We start from the raw sequence: 21,022 nt of genomic DNA on the forward strand, positions 1-21,022 counted from the left end.
CGAGTCTAGGGCGCCCCACCGACAACCGGTCGCGGTCCCCGGAACATGGCGGCCCCCGAAGCCGGTTGATCTTCGCCAGGACCGGGAGCGCCGACCGCTCACGCATCGGAAGCGCCTGGTCACACGCACGTGAACCTCTACGCCCCCAGGGCAAAGGTCACGGAAATGTATCGGACAAACCGCACACCAACCTTCACAGAAGACACACGAGTTGGCTAGGTTTCCGTCAGGCCGCACGACCCCCCTCCGGCGAACGTCGCCGGGCCGCGCGGCCTCCGCCGAATCCGGCGCGCCCCCGCACGGTGCCCGGAGCCGGGGACCCACCGATCCTGGGGTGAATCGGCCGACTCCCGCCCGGGACGACGCCGTAGGGCAACCCTTCCGAGCACCGCCCGAACCCTCCCTCCGAGGGAAGGCCTGGGACCCCCCACCGCTGACCCCGGCAGGCGGCCGTACGGAAGGAGTCGCCTCCCTTGGCGTCGCACCGCAAGCCGCGCCCCGGCGGAATCCAGGGAGAGGGCGCCCGCACACCCGCCCTCGCCACCGCCGCCCTCACCTCCGTGGCCGTGCTGTCCCAGACGGCCGGGGCCATGCCCTCGCCCGCCCCGGGCCGGCCGAGCCAGGAGGAGATCGAACGCAAGATCGACGACTTCTACCGCCGAGCGGAATCGGCGGCGGAGACGCCGGTCGCGGCACACGACGGGGGCCGGGGCGGCCGGAGGGCCGCGCGGGACGCCGACTCGCGGGTCGCGGGTGCCGGCCGGGAGGCCGGGTGGGCCGGACAGGCCGGACAGGGGACCGGGTGGACCGGGCAAGGAGGCGGGTGGACCGAGCCCGGTACCGGGAGTGCCGACCGGGGAACGGAGTGGGAGGGCCGGGGCGCCGGCAGCGTCGATCAGGACACCAGGCGGGCCGGACGTGGCGCCGGGTGGGCCGGACGGGCCGGGGCCGGGCGGGCTGCACGGGCCGGGTGGTCCAAGCGGGCCGAGGGAGGCGAGCCGGTCGAGCCGGCCGCGGTCTCACGACGCCCCGCCGACAACCTCCAGCGGCTCCGGGACGAGGTCGCCCGCCGTGCCCAGCACCGGGGCCGCGCCGGACAGCGGGCCGTGATCCCCGGCCAGAACAGCGCTCCCGTCACCGGACGGGCCGAGATGCGGGACCAGGGCGGCACCGTTCCGGCCGGGCAGGCCGTGCTTCCCGCGCAGGACGGCACCGTGCCGCCCCAGCGGGCCATGATCCCGGCCCAGCGCGGCACGGTCCCGGCCCAGCGCGGCACGGTCCCGGCCCAGCGCGGCACGGTCCCGGCCCAGCGCGGCACGATCGGTGCCCGTCCCGTAGGGGACACGGCCGTTCCCGCGCCCCTCGTGGACACGGCGGGCCGCCCGGCGGAGGTGGCTGTGAGCGGCCCGAGGGCGGCCAAGGCGACCGTCCAGAAAAAGCTCGCCCACGCGCGTGTGCTGCTGTCCCAGCGGACGACACCGACCACTGCCACGCCCGCCACCGCCACCGCGGTCGCGGCTGCTCCAGCTGCGCCCTCCCCGGCCACGGCTGCCATCGCCTCCCCCACCGCCACCCCGGCCCCAGCGGCCGCTTCCGGCACCTACGCCACCAAGGCCAGGAAGGCCATCGCCTTCGCTCGTGCCCAGGTCGGTAAGCCGTGCGTGTGGGGCGCCGCAGGTCCCGGGTCCTACGACTGCGCGGGGCTCACGCAGGCGGCCTGGAAGTCCGCCGGTGTCACCCTCCCGCGGACCGCGCACGAGCAGGCCCACGTCGGCACCCCGGTCGCACCGGCCGAGGCCCGCCCCGGCGACCTGGTCTTCTTCGACGACGATTCCGGCCACGTCGGACTCTGCACAGGCGACGGCATGATGATCCACGCCCCCAGGCCGGGCGCGTACGTCCGCGAGGAACCGGTCTCCGGCATCGAGGCGGCCGTCCACAGCGTGGTGCGGCCGGGCTGACTCGGAGGCGCGCCGAGGCTCGCGTCCGAAGGACCGCGATCAAGCCTCGTGGACGGCGGTCAGGTCCAGAGAACGGCGATCAGGTCCACAGGACGGCGATGAAGATGTTGGCCGTCGTCAGCAGGCCGACCAGCCCGAAGAGGCCCTTGTCGATCCGTTCCTCGTCGCGCTTCACATAGACCAGGCCGAGGATCACGATCAGCAGGGCGAGCTTCACGCCGATCTTGATGTTGTTGACGTGGTGGTCGTCGGCCTGGTTCAGGCCCACCAGGGCCACGCCGGTGACCAGCATGGTCAGCGCGCCGTGCAGCATCCCGGGCACGAACCGGGCCGTGCCCTGGCCCATCGCCTTCATCTGGGTGAGGAAACCGCCGAGCAGCGCGGCGATGCCGATGATGTGCAGGCCGACGAAGAGATGGATGAGTACGTCCATGGAGCCGGAGCCTAACCAGCCCCCTCCGCCCCACCCACCACCGGGCCCACCCACCACCGGGCCCCAGCCCTCCTCAGGCTCCTTCCCGAGCCGGGGCCCCCGTCACCGCCCCGGCGACCCTCTGTCACCGCGCCCGCCCACGAACGCGGCGATCCGACGGCCCGGCCCCGTGCGATCTCGCATATATGCGCCCCATAGCACCTCACAGCCACCGGCAGTCCCCCTTTCCGCTCTTCGATCAGCACGCTCCGTAAAGCTGACGACTCCAGCGGGCCGACACGGTCACATACGGTCACACCCCGGTCCGTCCGAACCAGTTCCGTACACCGCGTTACCTGCTCGTCACCGTCCGGCCTAGCGTCCTCCCCCAGGTGACCGGCCCCACCGCCGCCCGGACCAGGGGCGGCGGTCGGCCGCCACCGCCGGGAAAGGCCCGGCGGCGGCCCTCCCCTCCGTGCGGGCCGCCGCGGGGCTGCCGACCCCTCGGTCGTGTGAGTCGTACGGAAGGACGTGACGGTCCAGGTGGCAGCGCACCGCAAGCGCCCGCAGCGCCCGCTCAGCGGTCATACGGTCCGGACGGCCGCCACTCTCGCCCTGGCGGGCGCGGCCACCGCGACCGCCTTCGACGGGACGGGGCACGCCGAACCACAGCTGACGCCGGCGCAGGTGAAGGCCAAGGTGGAGACGCTGTACCGGGAGGCCGAGGCCGCCACCGAGAAGTACAACGGGGCGAAGGAGGAGGCGGACGCCGGCCAGCGGCGGCTGAGCGCGCTGCAGGACGAGACCGCCCGCAAGCAGACGAGGCTCAACGCGGCACGGGAGGCGCTGGGGTCGATCGCGGCGGCGCAGTACCGGGACGGTGGCATCGACCCGGCCTGGCAACTGGCCCTCTCCAGCGATCCCGACCGGTATCTGGACGGAGCCGCGTTCGCGGAGCGGGCCGGTGACCGGCAGGCCGCCGCGGTCTCCCGGGTGCGTCAGCAGTTGCGGGAGATCGAGCGGTTACGCGGCGCCGCGCGCGTCGAGGTGAGGTCGCTGCGGTCGCGGCAGGCGGAGCTGAGACGGCAGAAGAGGACCGTCACCGGCAAGCTGGACGAGGCCCGGCGGCTGCTGGCACGGCTGACTCCGCCGCAGCGGACCGAGATCACCGGTGCCGACGGCACGAGCGCCCGTGCCTCCCGGTCGGGCACCGGCGCGCGGCAGCCGCTGGAGCGACCCGGGTCCGCCGCTCCGACCTCCCACGCGGCGGTGGCCGTCGCCTACGCCTACAGCAAGCTCGGCAGCCCCTATGTGTGGGGCGCCACCGGACCGAACGCCTTCGACTGCTCCGGTCTGGTGCAGGCCGCCTACCGCTCCGCCGGCATCTCCCTGCCCCGCACCACCTACGCACAGATCAACGCGGGCCGGCGGGTCTCCCGCTCCGAACTCCAGCCGGGCGACCTGGTGTTCTTCTACTCCGGGATCAGTCACGTCGGCATCTATGTGGGCGGCGGGCAGATGATCCACGCCCCCAACCCGTCCGCACCGGTCCGTCTCGCCCCGATCGACCAGATGCCGTTCGCCGGGGCGGCAAGGGTGGAGTGAGGGCTGGCGGCGGGCCTGCCCCGGGGGCCCGTAGGGGGTCAGACCAGCCGGCGCGCGGTCGCCCAGCGGGTCAGTTCGTGCCGGTTGGACAGCTGGAGCTTGCGCAGGACCGCCGAGACGTGGGACTCGACCGTCTTAACGGAGATGAACAGCTGCTTGGCGATCTCCTTGTAGGCGTAGCCCCGGGCGATCAGGCGCAGCACCTCGCGTTCCCGCTGGGTGAGGCGGTCCAGGTCCTCGTCCACCGGCGGGGCGTCGGTGGAGGCGAAGGCGTCCAGGACGAATCCGGCCAGCCGCGGGGAGAAGACGGCGTCGCCCTCCTGGACGCGGAAGATCGAGTCGACCAGGTCGGTGCCGGTGATGGTCTTGGTGACATAGCCGCGGGCGCCGCCGCGGATCACCCCGATCACGTCCTCCGCCGCGTCCGACACGGACAGCGCGAGGAAGCGGACCGGCCGCTCGGCGTCCGCCGTCAACGCGGCGCACCGGCGCAGCACTTCGACCCCGCCGCCGCCCGGCAGGTGGACGTCGAGCAGGACCACCTCGGGCCGGGTGGCGGTGATGACCGCGACCGCCTGGTCGACGTCCGCGGCCTCGCCGACCACCTCGACCCCGGTCTCGGCGGTCTGGCCGATCTCGGCCTGGACGCCGGTACGGAACATGCGGTGGTCGTCCACCAGCACCACCCGTACGTGCCGCCCGCCCGCGCCGCCGCCGGCCCGGTCGGTCTCGGCCGGCTCCGCCGCCCCCGCCGTGCCGTTCGCCTCGGTCGCGTCGCTCATGACGTCTTCTCCGCCCTCTCCATCTCCAGCTCGACCTCGGTGCCGCCGTCCGGCACCGCCCGCAGCCGGGCCGTGCCGCCGTTGCGCTCCATGCGGCCGATGATCGATTCTCTGACACCCATCCGGTCGGCGGGTATCGCGTCGAGGTCGAAGCCGGGGCCGCGGTCCCGCACGGACACGAAGACCGTCTTTCCCTCGACTTCGGCGTAGACCTGTACGGCACCGCCCTCGCCACCGTACTTGGCGGCGTTCACCATCGCTTCGCGCGCGGCCTGCATCTGCGCACCGGTCTTCTCGTCGAGCGGGCAGTCGCCGACTATCACGACCTCGATGGGCACGCCGTGCTTGTCCTCCACCTCGGCTGCGTTACGGCGCACGGCCTCGGCGACCGTGTCCGGTTCGTCGGCCTCGTCCTTGCCGGTGCCCTCCGGCTTGTAGAGCCAGGTGCGCAGGTCGCGCTCCTGGGCGCGGGCGAGTCGGCGCACCTCGCCCGCGTTGTCGGCGTTGCGCTGGATCAGGGTGAGGGTGTGCAGCACGGAGTCGTGGACATGGGCGGCGACTTCAGCGCGTTCCTGGGCGCGGATGCGCATCAGGCGCTCCTCGGACAGATCCTGGGTCATGCGGACCAGGTAGGGGCCGGCGAGCAGGGTGATGCCGACGAGGACGGCGAGCGCGGCCTGGAGGACGGCGCCGAGGTGGGCGGTCGAGCCCTGCAGGACGAAGATGGCGGAGACACCGGCCGTGACGAGCAGGACGCCGCCGGCCGCGCGGAGCAGGGTGAGGGTGCGGCGCCGGCGGCCCGCCTCGGCCCAGCGGGCCCGGCGGGCGTTGTCCGCCTGGCGCCAGACCAGGGCGACACCGGCGGCGACGAGCACGGCGGGCACCAGGTACGCCTTGGTGGCGCTGCCCAGGTTCACGCTGCCCACGAAGACCACGGACACGATGACCATGAGGAGCAGCGCGACGATCTGTCCCCGGTCCGGCTTGCGGGCCACCAGTTTGCGGCGGCCGTCCGGCGAGGTCTCCGTGCCCACCAGCGACGGCTTCTGGTCGCCGACGCCGCCGATGCCGAGCGGCACGAAGAACCAGAACGCGGCGTACAGCAGCGCTCCGAGTCCGTCGGCCATGAACAGGCCGACGAAGACGAGCCGCACCCACACGACGGGCAGCCCGAGATGCCCGGCGAGGCCCCGCGCCACTCCGCCGAGCCAGCGTCCGTCGCTGCTGCGGTAGAGCTTGCGCGGGGGCCGCGGGTCGTCGAGTGGCAGGCTTGCGGCTTCCGGCATGCCAACGATGGTCACACGGGCGGCGCGAGGGAGCATCAGGGTCGGTCCCCGAGACGCCCCTGATCTTCCGCCGGGGCAGTCCGGGTGGCCGGTTCGGCGGGTGTTGGGCGGCGGCCGGTGCCGCTCGAACGCGTCCCCGTCCCGTCTCAGGGCCGATTTCAGGGTTGGCCCAGGGTCGTCCCGACTGCCGCCGCGACGGCCCGGCCGTCACCATGGACACATGACGGATCACGAGCACGCCGCGACGGGTCCGGGACCCGGCCCCGGCCCGCGCCCGGCCCCGGGCACCGGGCCGACGGATGCCGCGCCCGCCGCGACGGACGGGACGGGCGCGACCGGCGCCGGCCCGCACTCCCCCACGCACGAGCCGGAACGGAAGGAGGGCGCCGAGGTGCCAGACCGGTTCCGGCGCGACCGCCGGCACAAGATGATCGCGGGCGTGTGCGCGGGACTCGGCCGGCAGACCGACATGGATCCCGTCATCTTCCGGATCACGCTGGCCGTGCTCTCCGCGACGGGCGGTCTGGGCCTCATCTTCTACGGCTTCGTCTGGCTCCTGGTGCCGTACGAGGACGAGGAGGAGAACGAGCTGCGCAAGCTCTTCACGGGCCGGGTGGACGGCCAGGCGCTGGCCGCCGTGCTGTTCGCCCTGGTCGGCTGCGGGATCTTCCTGACGATGCTCAGGAACGGCGGGGTGCTGGCGTTCGCCACGGTGCTCTCGTTGCTGCTCGCCGGCGCCGGGTACTGGTCGCGGCGGCGTGGGGCCCCCGACCCCGACCCCCTGGCCGCGCAGGCCGCGGCCGACGCGCCGCCGGAAGCCCAGGCACCGCCGGTCGTCGCCACCTATCCCTCCTGGTGGCGGGACCCGATCGTCAAGGACGGCACCCACGTCGGCGGCACCGGCTATCTGTGGGGGCCGGGTGACGCCCGTGAGCGCGATCTGACCTCGGTCGTGGACGTCGGCATACCCACCTCCTGGACGCACCCGGGGGCGATACGGACACCGCACGCCGCGCCCCCGAGACCGCGCGGCCCACGCTGGATCGGCGGCTGGGTGTTCCTGCTCGCCCTGCTGGCGGGCGGCCTGGGCACCGGGCTCGGCTGGGACACGCACCCGCTGGGCACCAGCCTGCAGACGGGACTGGCGTGCGCGCTCGCGGTGTTCGGGCTGGGCGTCGCGCTCAGCGCGTTCCTGGGCCGCACCGGGGCCGGCACGGTGTTCCTGGCGCTGGTCACGGCGGGGCTGCTCGCGGGGGCGGCGGCGCTGCCCCGGGACATCACCACCCACTGGCGGGAGACGTCCTGGAAGCCGGTGGCGGCGGCCCAGATGCGGTCCGGGTACGACCTCGGCACGGGGCGGGGCACCCTGGACCTGACCCGGGTGCACCCGGCCAGGGGGCAGACGGTCGCGACGGACGCCCGAGTGGGCGCGGGACAGCTGAAGGTGATCGTGCCGGCGGACGCGGCGGTGCGGCTGAACATCGATGTGGGGGTGGGCGACATCCGGCTGCCCGGGGACAGCGGGAAGGACGTGGACGTGCGGCCTGGCAGGCACCAGGAGGTGACGCTGGCGCCGGCCATGGGTGCCGGGAAGGGCGGCACGCTGGATCTGACGCTCGGCGTCGGAGTGGGACAGGTGGAGGTCAGCCGTGCTGCGTCATGAGTTCCAGCCGGGGAAGCTGGTCGCCGGGCTGTTTCTGACCGCCACCGCCGTGGCCTTCGCGGGAGACGCGGGCGGTCTGTGGGAGACACCGTGGTTCGCGGTCGTCCCGCTGGTCGTGGGCGGGCTGTGTCTGGCCGGCGCCACGGCGGCGCTGACCCGGGGGATCCGCAGACGGGGCCGCGCCGAGGGCGGTCAGCGGTAGCCGCCGGTCCTTCGGCGGCGGGCCCGCCAGGCGGCGTCGACGGAGAGGTAGGGGGTGCCGGCGAGGACCAGGGGGAGCCAGGCCATCAGATAGGCGAGGTCGTTGCCGTAGTAGTAGGGGGTGGTCGCCCAGCTCACCGTCAGCCAGAGGCTGAGGGAGATCAGCGCGCCGCCGAGTGCGGCCAGCCGGCCGAACAGGCCGATCAGGACGCCGATGCCGACGGCCAGTTCACCGAGGGCCATGGCGTAGCCGAAGCCGACCGGGCTCTTCAGGGCCAGGTCGACCAGGGCCGGGATGGCGGCGGAGCCGCGGGCCGCGCGCATGGTCTCGCCGATGGAGCCGGTGCCGCCGGACTTCAGGAACGCGCTGTCGGTCAGCTTGTCCAGGCCGGCGTAGACGAAGGTGATGCCCAGGAAGACCCGCAGTGGCAGCAGGGCGTAGTGGCCGGCGGTCTCCCGCCAGGTGCGGTGGCCGTCCAACCGAGTGGTGTGCATGTCCGTACGCATCCCGTGAGTCATCGCTGCCCGCCGCCTCTCGCCCGCCGAAGCACCCCTCACGTGACCATACGTATGACAAAGGGAGCCCGTTCAATCCTTTCCTGAACCATTTTCCGGATTTCGGGTGCCGGCACGCGAGCCCCGCGCGGACGAAAACCGGTCGGTGCCGGGGCGCTCACTCCGTCACCTGGACGACGCACCGGTTGGTCGCCACGCCGGCCGCGGTCACCACCTGCACCTCCACCGCGCCGGGCTCCACCTCGGCCGGTACGGGCACGGTCAGGACGGTGTCCGTGGGGTTGCGGAAGCCGCCCGTGACCGGGACCAGGGGCACGTGCACGTCGACCGCGCCGATGCGGACGACCATGCGGGAGAGCCGGTCGGCGCCCTGGGCGCCGGGCGGGACGAAGCCGCTGCCGCGGATCTCGATGTCGTCGCCGGTGCGGATCGGGCCGTCGAGGTCACCGGGTTCGCGGGCGCGGACCACCGAGAGGATGACCGGCCGGCCGCCCTCGGCGTACTTGCCGGCCAGGTAGGTCGCGGCCGAGATCAGCACGATCACGCCCAGGCCCCAGGGCAGGTCGGGCAGCTGGTCGGGGCGGCGGGCCAGTCGCACGGCGGCGAACAGCAGGGCGACGGCGCTGATGGCGACGTACTGGATGTCGGTGAAGGCGCCCCGGCCGGAGTCGTCGGTGAGCAGGTCGGCGGCGCGCGGACGGTGGGCGGGCACCTTCTGCAGCCGCTGGGCGAGGATGCGCAGGCCCACCACCCGGCGGACCAGGACGGCGACGCCGCACACCACGGCGAGGACGGTGACCACGCCCGCGCCGCGTGCCAGGTCGAGGCCGGAGAGCAGCGCGTCGCGTCCGGCGTGGTCGGAGGCGGCGGCCAGGCGGGCGGCGAGCAACAGGACGGCGTACGCGACGAACAGGACCCAGCCGGCGGCGACGGAGCGGGAGGTGGAGAGACGGTTGTCCTCGCCGATCACCGGTGCGAGCGCTCCGCCGCGCGCGCGGTGGAGGAAGCAGGCGGCGGTGAGCGCGGCGGCGACGGCGAGCGCGGCGACCAGGGCCGCGGTGCGGGCGCCGGTCCAGCCCGCGCCGATCGCGGTGAGCGCCTCCGCCAGCAGCAACGCGGTGACCGCGCCCCAGACCGCGTACACCGTCCGCAGCCACAGCCGGGCGAGCCGGGCCGCGCCCTCGGCCCGGCTCTGTTCGGCGACGGCCTCGGCCCGTTCGGTCAGTTCCTCGGAGACCCACTGGCGGGACGCGGAGGCCGAGTGGGCCACGGCCGCCGGCAGTCCCCGGCCGGCGGCGAACTCGTCGCGCCGGCGCAGGAACGCGGCGACGGCCCGCCGGTGTCCCTCCCGGGCGCCGTGCGGGCAGTCCCCGCAGGTGCAGCCGCCCTCGTGGACGCCGTCGGCATCCGTGTGCCCTCTCGCCTCCTGCACCGCCACGCCCGCCGCCCGCCTTCCCCGCGACCTGCCGATCCGGCCGGCGGCACCCGTGGCGGGCACGACGGCCGGGCAACTCCCCAGTGTCGGAAGCGAATTGTGCCCTACGCCGGGCCCCGTGGCGCACCGGGGCCGGGTCACCAGGGGTGAAGCCGGCACCGCCGTGTTGACCCGCCGGCGGATCACCCGCGCACCACACCGCCCCGGTACGCCGGCCGGGCGATCCCTGCGTCAGTCGAGCAGGTCCGGTTCGCTGCGGCTGATGTCCTGCCACAAGGGCTGGTAGTTGATCCAGGCCACGAGGTCGCCGCCGAGCTGTTCGCGGGTGGCGACGGCGAGTTTGTGGTCGATGAGCACGGGGCGGCCCGCCGCCCTGGCCAGCAGCTGCACCTGGCAGGACCGGTCCAGGGACAGGAACCACCAGGCCGCCGCGTCGACCGAGTCGCCGACGGTGAGCAGCCCGTGGTTGCGCAGCACCAGGGCCTTGCGGGAGCCGAGCGCGGCGGCGATCCGGCGGCCCTCCTCGGCGTCCACGGTGACGCCGGTGTAGGCGTCGTACAGGGCGAGGTCCTCGTAGAAGGCGCAGCTCTCCTGGGTGATGGGGTCGATCAGGTCACCGAGGGCGGCGAGGGCGCGGCCGTGCACGGAGTGGCAGTGGGCGACGGCGACGACGTCGGGGCGGGCGGCGTGCACCTGGGCGTGCACGGTGAACGCGGCCTGGTTGACGTGGTAGCGGCCCTCGACGACCTGCCCGTCCTGGTTGACGAGGACGAGATCGCCGACGGTGACGTGCCGGAACGGCATCCCGAAGGGGTTGACCCAGAAGCAGTCGGTGAATTCGGGGTCCCGGGCCGTGATGTGCCCCGACACCCCGTCCTCGAAGCCGGCCCGCCCGAAGATCCGCAGGGCGCCCGCGAGCCGCTCCTTGCGGTGCCGGCGCTCGTCCTCGGGAGAGACGTGCATCGGCGGCATGGCGAACTGCAGCCGGTCGGTGGGCAACGGCAGGGGCGGGTTGGGCCCGTGCATGGATCCTCCCGTACGGGGGTTGCGGTACGGGCCGGAAGGTACCGCCGGCCGGCGTGAAAGGGCAGAGCCGTGTTGTGAAGATGCCGCGCAAACCCGACAGGAGGTGTCGGGATTGCCGGTGAGACTGGCTCGCATGAACTGGGCAGCCTTCAGTACCGCCGTACCCGAGCTGGCACGGACCGCCGAGGAGCGCTTCGGCGCCCACCGCCACCATGTCCTCGCGACCCTCCGCAAGGACGGCTCGCCCCGCACCAGTGGGATCGAGGTCCGCTTCCTGGGCGGGGAGCTGTGGCTCGGCATGATGCCGGGCTCGGTGAAAGCCCTCGACCTGCGCCGCGACCCCCGGTTCGCCCTCCAGGCCAATCCGGGCGCGGGCACGGACATGGGCGGCGGCGACATCCGGATCGGAGGACGGGCGTACGAGGTCGAGGACGGCGGGGCCAGGGCCGCGTACGTGAAAGAGGTGGAACCGCCGCAGCCGTTCCACCTCTTCCGCACCGAGCTGACGGAGGTCGTACGGACCTGCGTCGAGGACGACACGTATCTGGTCACCCAGGTCTGGAAGCCCGGTGAGTCCCTGCGCACGCTGAAGCGTGCGTAGGGCCTACTCCCACTCGATCGTGCCCGGCGGCTTGCTCGTCACGTCGAGGACGACCCGGTTGACGTCACGGACCTCGTTGGTGATGCGGGTGGAGATCTTCGCCAGCACGTCGTAGGGCAGCCGTGACCAGTCGGCCGTCATCGCGTCCTCGGAGGAGACCGGGCGCAGGACGATCGGGTGGCCGTAGGTGCGGCCGTCGCCCTGGACGCCCACGCTGCGGACGTCGGCGAGCAGGACCACCGGGCACTGCCAGATGTCACGGTCCAGGCCGGCCGCGGTCAGTTCCTCGCGGGCGATGGCGTCGGCCTCGCGCAGCAGGTCGAGCCGCTCCTTGGTGACCTCGCCGACGATGCGGATGCCGAGGCCCGGGCCCGGGAAGGGCTGGCGCTGGACGATCTCCTCCGGCAGGCCCAGCTCCTGGCCGACCATGCGGACCTCGTCCTTGAACAGCTTGCGCAGCGGCTCGATCAGCTTGAACTCGAGGTCCTCGGGCAGGCCGCCGACGTTGTGGTGCGACTTGATGTTCGCGGTGCCGGTGCCGCCGCCGGACTCCACCACGTCCGGGTAGAGGGTGCCCTGTACCAGGAACTCCACGGCCGGGCCCTCGTCGGCGATGATCTCGGCCTGCGCCTGCTCGAAGACGCGGATGAACTCCCGGCCGATGATCTTCCGCTTCTCCTCGGGGTCGCTGACCCCGGCGAGCGCCTTGAGGAAGCGCTCCTCGGCGTCGACGACCTTCAGCTGGACGCCGGTGGCCGCGACGAAGTCCTTCTCGACCTGCTCGGTCTCGCCCTTGCGCATCAGGCCGTGGTCGACGTACACGCAGGTCAGCTGGGAGCCGATGGCCTTCTGGACGAGGGCGGCGGCGACGGCGGAGTCCACACCGCCGGACAGGCCGCAGATCGCGCGCTTGTCGCCGACCAGCTCGCGGATGGCCTCGACCTGCTCCTCGATCACGTTGCCGGTGGTCCAGTTCGGCTCCAGGCCGGCACCGCGGTACAGGAAGTGCTCCAGCACCTGCTGGCCGTGCGTGGAGTGCATGACCTCGGGGTGGTACTGGACGCCGTAGAGCTTCTTGTCGTCGTTCTCGAACGCGGCGACCGGGACGACGTCCGTGGAGGCGGTGACCGCGAATCCCTCGGGGGCGGCGGAGCAGGCGTCGCCGTGGGACATCCACACGTGCTGCTCGGCCGGGGTGCCCTCGAAGAGGGTGGAGGAGTTCTTGGAGACGTGCAGGTCGGTACGGCCGTACTCGCGGGCGCCGGTGTTGTCGACCGTGCCGCCGAGGGCCTGCGCCATGAGCTGGAAGCCGTAGCACATGCCGAAGACGGGGACGCCGGCCTCGAAGATCTCGCGGTCGAGGGTGGGGGCGCCCTCCTCGTACACGGACGAGGGGCCGCCGGAGAGGATGATCGCCGCGGGGTTCTTGGCGAGTATCTCGGCGACCGGCATGGTGCTCGGCACGATCTCGCTGTAGACCCGCGCCTCGCGGACGCGTCGGGCGATGAGCTGGGCGTACTGCGCGCCGAAGTCGACGACCAGGACGGTGTCGGGGGTGGCGGCAGACTGGGTCGCTGATGACACGGGGTGCCTTCTGGTGGTCGGGCGGGGGTCTGTGCTTCCGATTCTAACGGGGCGGCCGGGGGACCTTTCGAGGGAAGCCGCCGTGGCATACTGGCCGTATGCGCGAGCACTCGACCTTCGTCTTTACCTATGGCACCCGGCCCGCCGGCTGCCATGGTCGTGCTGCTTGAGCTGACGCCAAGCACTTCCCAGGCGCCCCGGGCCGACAAGGCCCGGGGCGCCTGTCGTTTCTCCGGGCCGTGTCGTTCCGGGGCACTCATCCCAGCGAGGAGCCCGACATGACCACCACCGCACCGGAGACCGCACAGGACGCCACGCCGGAGGCGATCATCGCCGACGCCCGTGACCGCATCGACGCGCTCGACGACCGGATCATCGGGCTCGTGCAGGAGCGAATGGCCGTCTCCGCCGTCGTCCAGCAGACCCGCATCGCCTCCGGCGGGCGGCGGGTGCACCTGTCCCGCGAGATGGAGATCCTCGCCCGCTACCGGGACGCGCTCGGCAAGCCGGGCACCGCCCTCGCCATGACGCTGCTCGAGCTGAGCCGGGGTCGTATCTGAGTTCGGTGCCGCTCTCACCCGTACGGCGCGTGACCGGCCCGCGCACCGCTTCGTTGAGGGGGGTGTCCGTGCCAGCCAGGGGCGGGCCCGAAAGAACCACGCGTGGCTCGCTGGAGCGATGAGGCGTACGGGTCGTGCCGTACGCCGTGGGACCTCGCTCCGGGAAGTGACCGGACGGCAGGGGACAGCAGCCCGGTCACCCAGAGAACGGCCGGCTCCGGGGACGCCCGGGGCCGGCCGGCGGAACCCGACAACCGCAGACAGGCCACAGGGCACAGGGACCAGCGGCGCGACCCCCGGCGCCGCTCCCCGGCACCGGCGCTGCCCTGACGCCGGTGCTGACTGGAAGAAGGGCCCCGCGGCCTCTCCGTCCCGCGGGGCCCTTCGTTATGCCCGCACGTCGCGCCCCCACCCCTAATGTGACTCGGATCACATGAGAATCCCCGGTCTCCGGAGCAACCCTTCACGCTTTCCGCCGATCAAACCTGCGGATCAAGAAAACGGTGAGAGGGACCTGCCTTCGGAGGGGGATGCAGGTCCCTCTGTGCCGTTCGGTCCGGTCCGGCGGACACCCGCCCGGTCACTTCTTCGGCGGTACCGCCGGCATCCCGAGGAACGGCAGCCGCAGCGCGCCGAACGCGTCCGCCGGCACCACCGGGGCCTGCGGCTCCACCGGCTTCAGCCGCTCGTACGCCGCTCCGGCCGCCGGCCGCGGGTCCTCCTCGCCCTTGTTCGGCCAGAACGACATCGCCCGCTCGGCCTGCGCGGTGATCGTCAGCGAGGGGTTCACCCCCAGGTTCGCCGAGACCGCGGCGCCGTCCACGACCGAGATGCCGGGGTGGCCGTAGAGCCGGTGGTACGGGTCGATCACGCCCGTCTCCGGTGAGTCGCCGATGGGGCAGCCGCCGAGGAAGTGCGCGGTGAGCGGGGTGCCCATCAGCTCGCCGACGTTGCTGCCGGGGAAGCCGTTGATCTCGGCGGCGAGCGCGGAGGCGGCCTCGGTCGCGGCCCTGATCTGCTTGGGGTTGGGCGCGCCGTGCCCCTGCCGCGCGGTGAGCAGGCCCTTGCCGACGCCGCCGGGCTTCAGGTACGTGGTCAGCGAGTTGTCCAGGGACTGCATGACCAGGCCGATGATGGTCCGCTCCGACCAGCGCCGGTTGGACAGGGAACGGGCGACCAGCATCGGGTGCCGGGCCGCGTTCGCCAGCCAGGCGAGGACGCGCGAGGAGCCCTCGGCGTAGGGCACCTGGAGGATGGACAGGCCGCCCATCGAGTTGGAGCCCTTGCCGTAGCGGACGGGTTCGATGTGGGTGTTCTCGTCGGGGTGGATCGAGGACGTGATGGCGACGCCCCGCGTGAAGTCGGCACGCGGCGCGCCGGTGGCCCTGCGGTAGCGCCGGTTGTCGGTCTGGGCGCCGACCAGGGCCTCGGAGTTGGTGCGGGTCAGGTCGCCGAGCCGGGGGGACAGGTACGGCAGCTGACCGCCGGCCTTCATGCGGTGCAACAGGGTCTGGGTGCCGTAGGTGCCGGCCGCGAGGACGACCTTGCGGGCGGTGAAGAGCCGGCCCTCGCCCTTCTTCTTCCGGTCCGTCGGCAGGGTCGCCACCGCGTAGCCGCCGCGGGAGTCGTCCGTGACCGACACGACCGTCGTCATGGGGTGCACGACCGCGCCGGCCTTCTCGGCGAGGTACAGGTAGTTCTCGTTGAGGGTGTTCTTCGCGCCGTGCCGGCAGCCGGTCATGCACTCGCCGCACTCGGTGCAGGCCCTGCGGTCGGGTCCGGCCCCGCCGAAGTACGGGTCGTTCACCTGCTCGCCGGGCCGGGCCCTCGCCTTGCCGTCGGCGTCCTCGCCGTCGCCGAAGAACACGCCCACCGGGGCGAGGTGGAAGGTGTCGCCGACGCCCATCCGCTCGGCCGCCGCCTTCAGGTGGACGTCGGAGGGGGTCATGGTGGGGTTGAGCCGCACGCCGAGCATGCGCCGGGCCTGGTCGTAGTACGGCTTCAGCTCCTCCTGCCAGTCGGTGATGTGCCGCCACTGGGGGTCCTCGAAGAAGGGCTGCGGCGGCACGTAGAGGGTGTTGGCGTAGTTGAGGGAGCCGCCGCCGACGCCCGCGCCGGCCAGCACCATCACATTGCCCAGCAGGTGGATGCGCTGGATGCCGAACATGCCGAGCCTCGGGGCCCAGAGGTAGTTCCTCAGGTCCCAGGAGTTCTTCGGCAGCGTGGCGCGGGTGAAGCGGCGTCCGGCTTCCAGCACCCCGACCTTGTACCCCTTCTCGGTGAGCCGGAGGGCGGACACCGAGCCGCCGAAGCCGGAGCCGACGATCAGGACGTCGTAGTCGTAGGCGTCTTGCGGCACGTGTACTCCTCGTCGGGTTGCGGCTGCGGGTCGTTCGTGGCCGGGCGCGGCTCCGCGCGTCCCCGGGTCGGTCAGCGGAACCGGAATGCCTTCATCAGCTTCAGGCTCGTGCTCATGAAGCGGGCGTAGGACTCGTCGTCCATCCCCAGCGAGGGCGCCATCGGCAGCAGTCGCTGCTGGGCGACGGTCTGGGCCTCCGTGTACTTGAGGATGCCCTCGGAGCCGTGGCGGCGGCCCAGGCCGGAGTCCTTCATGCCGCCCATCGGGGACTGGACGCTGCCGTAGGCCGGGGCGTAGCCCTCGTTGACGTTGACCGTGCCGGTGCGCAGGCGGGCGGCCACGTCCCGGCCGCGGCGGGCGTTGGTCGTCCACACGGAGGCGTTCAGGCCGTACGGCGTGGCGTTGGCGCGTTCGACGGCCTCGTCGTCGCTCTTGAACCGGTAGACCGAGACGACCGGGCCGAAGGTCTCCTCCTCGCAGACGGCCATGGAGCTCTCGACGCCGTCGAGGATGGTGGGCTCGAAGAAGTAGGGGCCGACGTCGGGGCGGGCCACTCCGCCGGCGATCACCTTCGCGCCCTTGGCGACGGCCTCCTCGACGTGCCGGCGGACGGTCTCCAGCTGGCGTTCGCCGACCAGCGAGCCCATGTCGGCGCCGTAGGCGAGGGAGTTGCCGAGCCGCATGGCCCGGGTGCGGGCCGCGAACCGCTCCAGGAAGGCGTCGGCGACGGACTCGTGGACGTACAGCCGCTCGATGGAGATGCACAGCTGGCCGGCGGAGGAGAAGCAGGCGCGCACGGCTCCGGCGGCGGCCTTCTCGATGTCGGCGTCCTCCAGCACCAGCATGGCGTTCTTGCCGCCGAGTTCGAGGGAGACGCCGACCAGCCGGGAGGCGGCGCCGACGGCGACCTCGCGGCCGGTGCGGGTGGAGCCGGTGAAGGAGACGTAGTCGGCGCGCTTGACCAGCTCCGGGCCGACGACCGGGCCCTCGCCGAGGACCACCTGGAAGACGCCTTCGGGCAGACCGGCCTCGATGAGCAGGTCACGGGCCCACAGCGCGGTGAGGCAGGTCTCGGTGTCCGGCTTCATCACGACGGCGTTGCCTGCGGCGAAGGCGGGCAGGGCGTCGCCGACGGACAGCTCCAGCGGGTAGTTCCAGGGGGCGATCTGGCCCACGACCCCGCGCGGGTGACGCAGTTCGGTGACCTTGGTCAGCGTCGGCACGGCACCCGCGTGCCGCTTGGGCTTCAGGTACGCGGCGGCCCGGCGGCCGTAGTGGCGGGCCGCGACGGCGACGGCCTGCACCTCCTCGTGCGCGTGCAGACGGGCCTTGCCGGTCTCCAGCTGGACCAGGTCGAGGACCTCCGCCTGCCGCTCCAGCAGCAGGTCGTGGAAGCGGAGCAGGACGGCCGCCCGCTGCCGGACCGGGACCTTCGCCCACACGGCCTGGGCGGCGCGGGCCGCCTCGAAGGCCTTGCCGACGTCCTCCGGGGTGGACTCGGGCAGGTCGGCCAGTTTCTCGCCGGTGAACGGGGTGTGGTTGGCGGTGCGGCCGGAGCCGGCAACGCCCTTGGTGAGCTGGGCCACCAACTCCGGCGTGACCACGTCGGCGGCGGTGCGGGCGCCTTCGGGCGCGGGCGCGAGCGGATTGGTACCGGCGGTGTCCGGGGCCTGCGTGTCCGTCATGACGCGCAGGGTATGCCGCGGCGGAGGCTTTGTGTACCCGTCGGTAACGCGGATTCACCGACTGCTCACACACCGCCAGTGATCACTGGCAGCGAATGCGCTGATCAGGGCGTTGGGGCACTGCACCGCACGATCAGTCGACCTCGCTCCTTCTCGCGAGGAGGAGTCCGAGGGCGGTGAGGGGGGTGCGGCGGGGCGCCGGCTCGGGCTCGGGGGCCGGCGTGGGCCCGGGTGCCTGGGCGGGCTCGGGGGCCGGCTCGGGCTCGGGCGCCTGGGCGGCGGCCGGCTGGCGGGGTTCCCGCGCCGGTTCCGGCACGGCGGGGAGCCCCAGGCAGTCGCGGAGTGCGGCCTCGGCCTCCGCCGCGTCCGGCCGGGCCGCCGGCTCCACGGCGTGCAGCCGGTCCAGCAGCGGGCCCAGCGGGCCGGGGTCCGTGTCGCCCAGGGTGGCGCGGAGCAGCGCGCCCAGGGACCACAGGTCGGAGGCCGGTCCTGCGCCGGGCCCCGCCGCCCGCTCGGGTGCGACGAAACCGGCGGGCGCGTCCTCCACGTGCCCGTCGCCGATGCCGAAGTCGGTGAGGACGACCCGCCCGGTCCCGGTCTCCAGCAGCACATTGGCCGGTTTGAGGTCCCGGTGCACGATCCCGACGGCGTGGGCGGCGCGCAGCGCGCCCAGCACGGCGAGCCCGACACGCGCGGCCTCCTCGACGGGGAGCGGGCCGCGGCCCAGCACCTCCCGCAGGGACTCGCCGGCCACCAGCTCCATGACGATCCAGGGGACGCCGTCCTCGGTGACGACGTCGTACACCGTCACGGCCGAGGGGTGCCGCACCCGGGTGGCGGCGCGGGCCTCGTGGTGGAGCCGGTGCGCGATGCGCCGGCTGTCCTCGTCGGCGGCCGGGTCGCCGGGCAGGAGGGGTTCCTTGACGGCGACCAGCGCCTCCCCCTGTTCGTCCCGGGCGCGCCACACGGTCCCGGACGGCCCGGAGCCGAGGCGTCCGGTCAGCCGGTAACGACCGCCGATCAGACGTGCGTCGGGCGGGTGTTCGCCGTCTTCGGTCATGTCACATGAGTACCGTGTGCACCATGCCGTTGTCGAAGCGGGAGGCCGGAAACGGGACCCGGGAACGGGGACGGCCGGTCACCCGGCCCTCCGGCCGAGGCTGAAGCCGTACGCGCCCTCGCGCACCTCCACCGCCCCGGCCCCGCCGAAGTGCGCCGGGACCACCAACGCCCGCTCCTTGGCCGCCCGTTGCAGTACCCGCTGGCGGATTTGCGCCGCCTCCCCCGGATCGAGGCGGAAGCAGCTGCTGCACTCGGGCCGCAGGATTTGCACCGGACTGTGCAGCAGGTCGCCGGTGAACACCGCCCGCTCGCCGCGCGACTCGGCCCACAGGACGGCTGAGCCCGGCGTGTGCCCGGGGGGCCTCCAGCACGAGTTGCTCGTCGATCCGATAGGTGTCCTCCCAGACCACCGCCTGCCCGGCCCGGTGCGCGGGCGCGACGCTGTCCTCATAGACCAGCCGGCCCACGGGCCGCGTGCCGCCTGCGTAGCCGCCCGCCGGGCCAAAGTGGTGGTCGTCGGCGGCCGGGAGCAGGTGACGGGCGCCCGGGGAGGACGGCACCCATGCACCGCCGGCGTCCAGCGTGTCAGCCGACGTGGTCGACGTGCAGATGCGTGTTGATCACGACGTCGACGTCCGCCTGCCGGACGCCCGCCCGCTCCAGCCGGCCCAGGAAGTCGCCCTGCCGCCGGTGGAAGAGCGGATTACCGGGGCGTTCCCGGCCGTTGCCGACCCCGGTGTCGACCAGCACGGTCCGGCCGCCGGTACGCAGCACCCAGGCCTGGAGCGCCACCACCGCCCGGTCCCCGTCCGCCTCCCGGTGGTCCGGGACGAGCTGCGCCGCATGGGCCTGCCACGCCTCCGGCCCGCACCCCGGTACCAGGTCGGCGGCGGGCACGTACGGCCCCTGCCACTCGACGACGCGCAGCACCTCGACGTCACCGATCAGAAAACTCTGCACGTGGTCTTCGGTCTTACTGTCATCGTTCATACCGAGACAGTAAGAGCCCGCCCGTGCCGGGGCAGCGCCTTGCGGGCGAAGGCCAGCTCCAGAATGGCCTCGAATCGCTCCCGGCTGCCCGTCTCGTGAAACCGCTCGGCGTTGCGGACGGCGTTCTGGGCCATCGTCCGGCGCAGTCCGTCATCCCGCACCAGCCGCAGGATCGCCTCGGCCATCGCGTCCGCGTCATCGCGCGGAACGATCAGGCCGTCCTCGCCGTCGGTGAGGATGTTGCGCGGCCCGTGGTCGGCGTCGGTGCTGACGACGGGCAGCCCGGCCGCCATCGCCTCCACGACGACGTTGCCGAACGCCTCCCGCGCGGAGGGCAGCACGAAGATCGAACCGTTGCCGAACTCGGGTGTGACGGGGGCGACCTGCCCCATCAGCAGGGTGCTGTTGGAGAGCCCCAACTCGTGGATGCGGGCCCGCAGCCGGGACTTTTCGGCCCTACCAGATACTCGGACATATCCTTCCGATCATTACCAGAGTTCAACGGAAGGAGCGTTGAATCGTCGCAACCCGTCGCCTTGGTGTGCTTCTGATAGGAACGAGAAGCCTGATGATCGCCTCCCGGTTTTCGGAAAGCCTTCATGGCATTGTCATACAGGTCGTCGACGCTTGGATTGCAATTGTGTACAAGCAGCGGCGTGGCCCCCGCCAGCACATAGTACGTGTGCTACGTGGCACCCCTCTACCTGCTTCTTCGCAGGTCAGCAGTTGATTTGCGTTCCGCTGGTGTCCGTGGTCGTGCGGGGAAATTCGTGGGTGTTGCCGTCGCTACTGCCGTCAACATGCCTTGCCGCTGCCTGGTTTCGGTGCAGCGGGACTCTACTGCCACGCGCCGGCCGCGTCCTCGACCATCCCTGATATATGTACGGCAACGGCGGCGGACACGCAGGTGTCCGCCGCCGTTGCCGTCAACTACTGCCGTCAAGCTCCCCTTGAGCCTCACCAATCACAACCTGCAGGGCCTCAGGTTTGCTGGCACAACGCGACGAAGCCGATGCAGCCTACGCGCGGGAGACCTTACGCCTCATCCGCCTGCTCTTCAGCAATGCGGCGAGCCGCGTCATCTGCAACCTCGCTCCACACGATCAACCCCTCAGATTCGAATTCATCCAGGAGGGCCTGCCGAATTTCGTCCACCGAGCGTCCCTTGTGGGTCCCGCGGACCTTCCCAAAGGCGCGTTCGAATTTACGCAAGTGCTCTTGAACGCGAGGAATATCCTTGTCGTACTCTGCGGGATCGACCATGCGAACGTCACCACCTATCACCTTCAGGGCC

Annotated in this window: 17 protein-coding genes and 2 pseudogenes; 6 read left to right on the forward strand and 13 right to left on the reverse strand. The window is 72.6% G+C overall.

What is annotated here, in order from left to right; translation table 11 throughout:
- The first annotated feature begins 473 nt into the window (after positions 1–473).
- Positions 474–1,961, forward strand: coding sequence for a C40 family peptidase (locus tag AB0946_RS07295; protein ID WP_366759608.1), 1,488 nt, complete (start codon positions 474–476; stop codon positions 1,959–1,961).
- Positions 1,962–2,040: 79 nt separating this feature from the next.
- Here the strand turns inward: AB0946_RS07295 and AB0946_RS07300 are convergent, their stop codons facing one another.
- Positions 2,041–2,394 carry a hypothetical protein gene (locus AB0946_RS07300; RefSeq protein WP_014674457.1) on the reverse strand — a complete coding sequence of 118 codons (354 nt, stop codon included), beginning with the start codon at positions 2,392–2,394 and terminating at the stop codon, positions 2,041–2,043.
- Between the two features lie 522 nt (positions 2,395–2,916).
- Here AB0946_RS07300 and AB0946_RS07305 point away from each other — a divergent pair.
- Positions 2,917–3,978, forward strand: a complete 1,062-nt coding sequence (locus AB0946_RS07305; protein ID WP_366759826.1) for an NlpC/P60 family protein — start codon at positions 2,917–2,919, stop codon at positions 3,976–3,978.
- A 38-nt stretch (positions 3,979–4,016) separates the two neighbouring features.
- Here the strand turns inward: AB0946_RS07305 and AB0946_RS07310 are convergent, their stop codons facing one another.
- Positions 4,017–4,760 carry a response regulator transcription factor gene (locus tag AB0946_RS07310; RefSeq protein WP_366759609.1) on the reverse strand — a complete coding sequence of 248 codons (744 nt, stop codon included), beginning with the start codon at positions 4,758–4,760 and terminating at the stop codon, positions 4,017–4,019.
- On the reverse strand, positions 4,757–6,046 hold the full coding sequence (locus AB0946_RS07315; protein ID WP_366759610.1) for a PspC domain-containing protein: 1,290 nt from the start codon (positions 6,044–6,046) through the stop codon (positions 4,757–4,759). Before AB0946_RS07315 ends, AB0946_RS07310 begins: the two co-directional genes overlap by 4 nt.
- Before the next feature lie 220 nt (positions 6,047–6,266).
- On the opposite strand from AB0946_RS07315, the gene AB0946_RS07320 reads away from it, so the two are divergent.
- Positions 6,267–7,709 (forward strand): PspC domain-containing protein, encoded by a 1,443-nt coding sequence (locus tag AB0946_RS07320; RefSeq protein ID WP_366759611.1) that lies wholly within the window; start codon positions 6,267–6,269, stop codon positions 7,707–7,709.
- A complete protein-coding gene (locus AB0946_RS07325; RefSeq protein WP_366759612.1) occupies positions 7,696–7,911 on the forward strand; it encodes a hypothetical protein in 216 nt (71 codons plus the stop codon). Before AB0946_RS07320 ends, AB0946_RS07325 begins: the two co-directional genes overlap by 14 nt.
- Here AB0946_RS07325 and AB0946_RS07330 read toward each other — a convergent pair.
- The 3 genes from AB0946_RS07330 to AB0946_RS07340 form a co-directional block, all read right to left on the reverse strand.
- Positions 7,902–8,405 (reverse strand): DoxX family protein, encoded by a 504-nt coding sequence (locus tag AB0946_RS07330; protein WP_366759613.1) that lies wholly within the window; start codon positions 8,403–8,405, stop codon positions 7,902–7,904. The genes AB0946_RS07325 and AB0946_RS07330 overlap by 10 nt on opposite strands.
- Before the next feature lie 178 nt (positions 8,406–8,583).
- Entirely contained in the window at positions 8,584–9,864 is a 1,281-nt protein-coding gene (locus tag AB0946_RS07335) for a hypothetical protein (protein ID WP_366759614.1), read from the reverse strand.
- Positions 9,865–10,092: 228 nt separating this feature from the next.
- Positions 10,093–10,887, reverse strand: coding sequence for a class II aldolase/adducin family protein (locus AB0946_RS07340; protein ID WP_366759615.1), 795 nt, complete (start codon positions 10,885–10,887; stop codon positions 10,093–10,095).
- 133 nt (positions 10,888–11,020) lie between these two features.
- Between AB0946_RS07340 and AB0946_RS07345 the strand changes: the two genes are divergently transcribed.
- Positions 11,021–11,488 carry a pyridoxamine 5'-phosphate oxidase family protein gene (locus tag AB0946_RS07345; protein ID WP_366759616.1) on the forward strand — a complete coding sequence of 156 codons (468 nt, stop codon included), beginning with the start codon at positions 11,021–11,023 and terminating at the stop codon, positions 11,486–11,488.
- A gap of 3 nt (positions 11,489–11,491) precedes the next feature.
- On the opposite strand, the gene guaA is transcribed toward AB0946_RS07345, so the two are convergent.
- The gene (guaA, locus tag AB0946_RS07350) at positions 11,492–13,072 is read right to left on the reverse strand and encodes a glutamine-hydrolyzing GMP synthase (protein ID WP_366759617.1); all 1,581 of its coding nucleotides are present in this window, start codon (positions 13,070–13,072) and stop codon (positions 11,492–11,494) included.
- Positions 13,073–13,350: 278 nt separating this feature from the next.
- On the opposite strand from guaA, the gene AB0946_RS07355 reads away from it, so the two are divergent.
- Positions 13,351–13,632, forward strand: a complete 282-nt coding sequence (locus AB0946_RS07355; protein ID WP_366759618.1) for a chorismate mutase — start codon at positions 13,351–13,353, stop codon at positions 13,630–13,632.
- A gap of 580 nt (positions 13,633–14,212) precedes the next feature.
- On the opposite strand, the gene AB0946_RS07360 is transcribed toward AB0946_RS07355, so the two are convergent.
- The 6 genes and pseudogenes from AB0946_RS07360 to AB0946_RS07385 all read right to left on the reverse strand — a co-directional run bounded on the left by AB0946_RS07360 (position 14,213) and on the right by AB0946_RS07385 (position 20,991).
- Entirely contained in the window at positions 14,213–15,991 is a 1,779-nt protein-coding gene (locus tag AB0946_RS07360) for a GMC family oxidoreductase (RefSeq protein WP_366759619.1), read from the reverse strand.
- Positions 15,992–16,062: 71 nt separating this feature from the next.
- Positions 16,063–17,676 carry a succinic semialdehyde dehydrogenase gene (locus AB0946_RS07365; protein ID WP_366759620.1) on the reverse strand — a complete coding sequence of 538 codons (1,614 nt, stop codon included), beginning with the start codon at positions 17,674–17,676 and terminating at the stop codon, positions 16,063–16,065.
- Positions 17,677–17,809: 133 nt separating this feature from the next.
- Positions 17,810–18,736: a serine/threonine-protein kinase gene (locus AB0946_RS07370; RefSeq protein ID WP_366759621.1), complete on the reverse strand. Its 927-nt coding sequence runs from the start codon at positions 18,734–18,736 to the stop codon at positions 17,810–17,812.
- A 78-nt stretch (positions 18,737–18,814) separates the two neighbouring features.
- Positions 18,815–19,728, reverse strand: a pseudogene (locus AB0946_RS07375) (MBL fold metallo-hydrolase).
- Positions 19,725–20,183: pseudogene (locus AB0946_RS07380) on the reverse strand (glycosyltransferase); the annotation flags it as partial. The pseudogenes AB0946_RS07380 and AB0946_RS07375, both read right to left, overlap by 4 nt.
- 580 nt (positions 20,184–20,763) lie before the next feature.
- On the reverse strand, positions 20,764–20,991 hold the full coding sequence (locus AB0946_RS07385; RefSeq protein ID WP_366759622.1) for a hypothetical protein: 228 nt from the start codon (positions 20,989–20,991) through the stop codon (positions 20,764–20,766).
- Between the last annotated feature and the right edge of the window lie 31 nt (positions 20,992–21,022).

This window comes from Streptomyces sp. NPDC046870 (assembly GCF_040704595.1).
Taxonomy (GTDB): domain Bacteria; phylum Actinomycetota; class Actinomycetes; order Streptomycetales; family Streptomycetaceae; genus Streptomyces; species Streptomyces argyrophylli.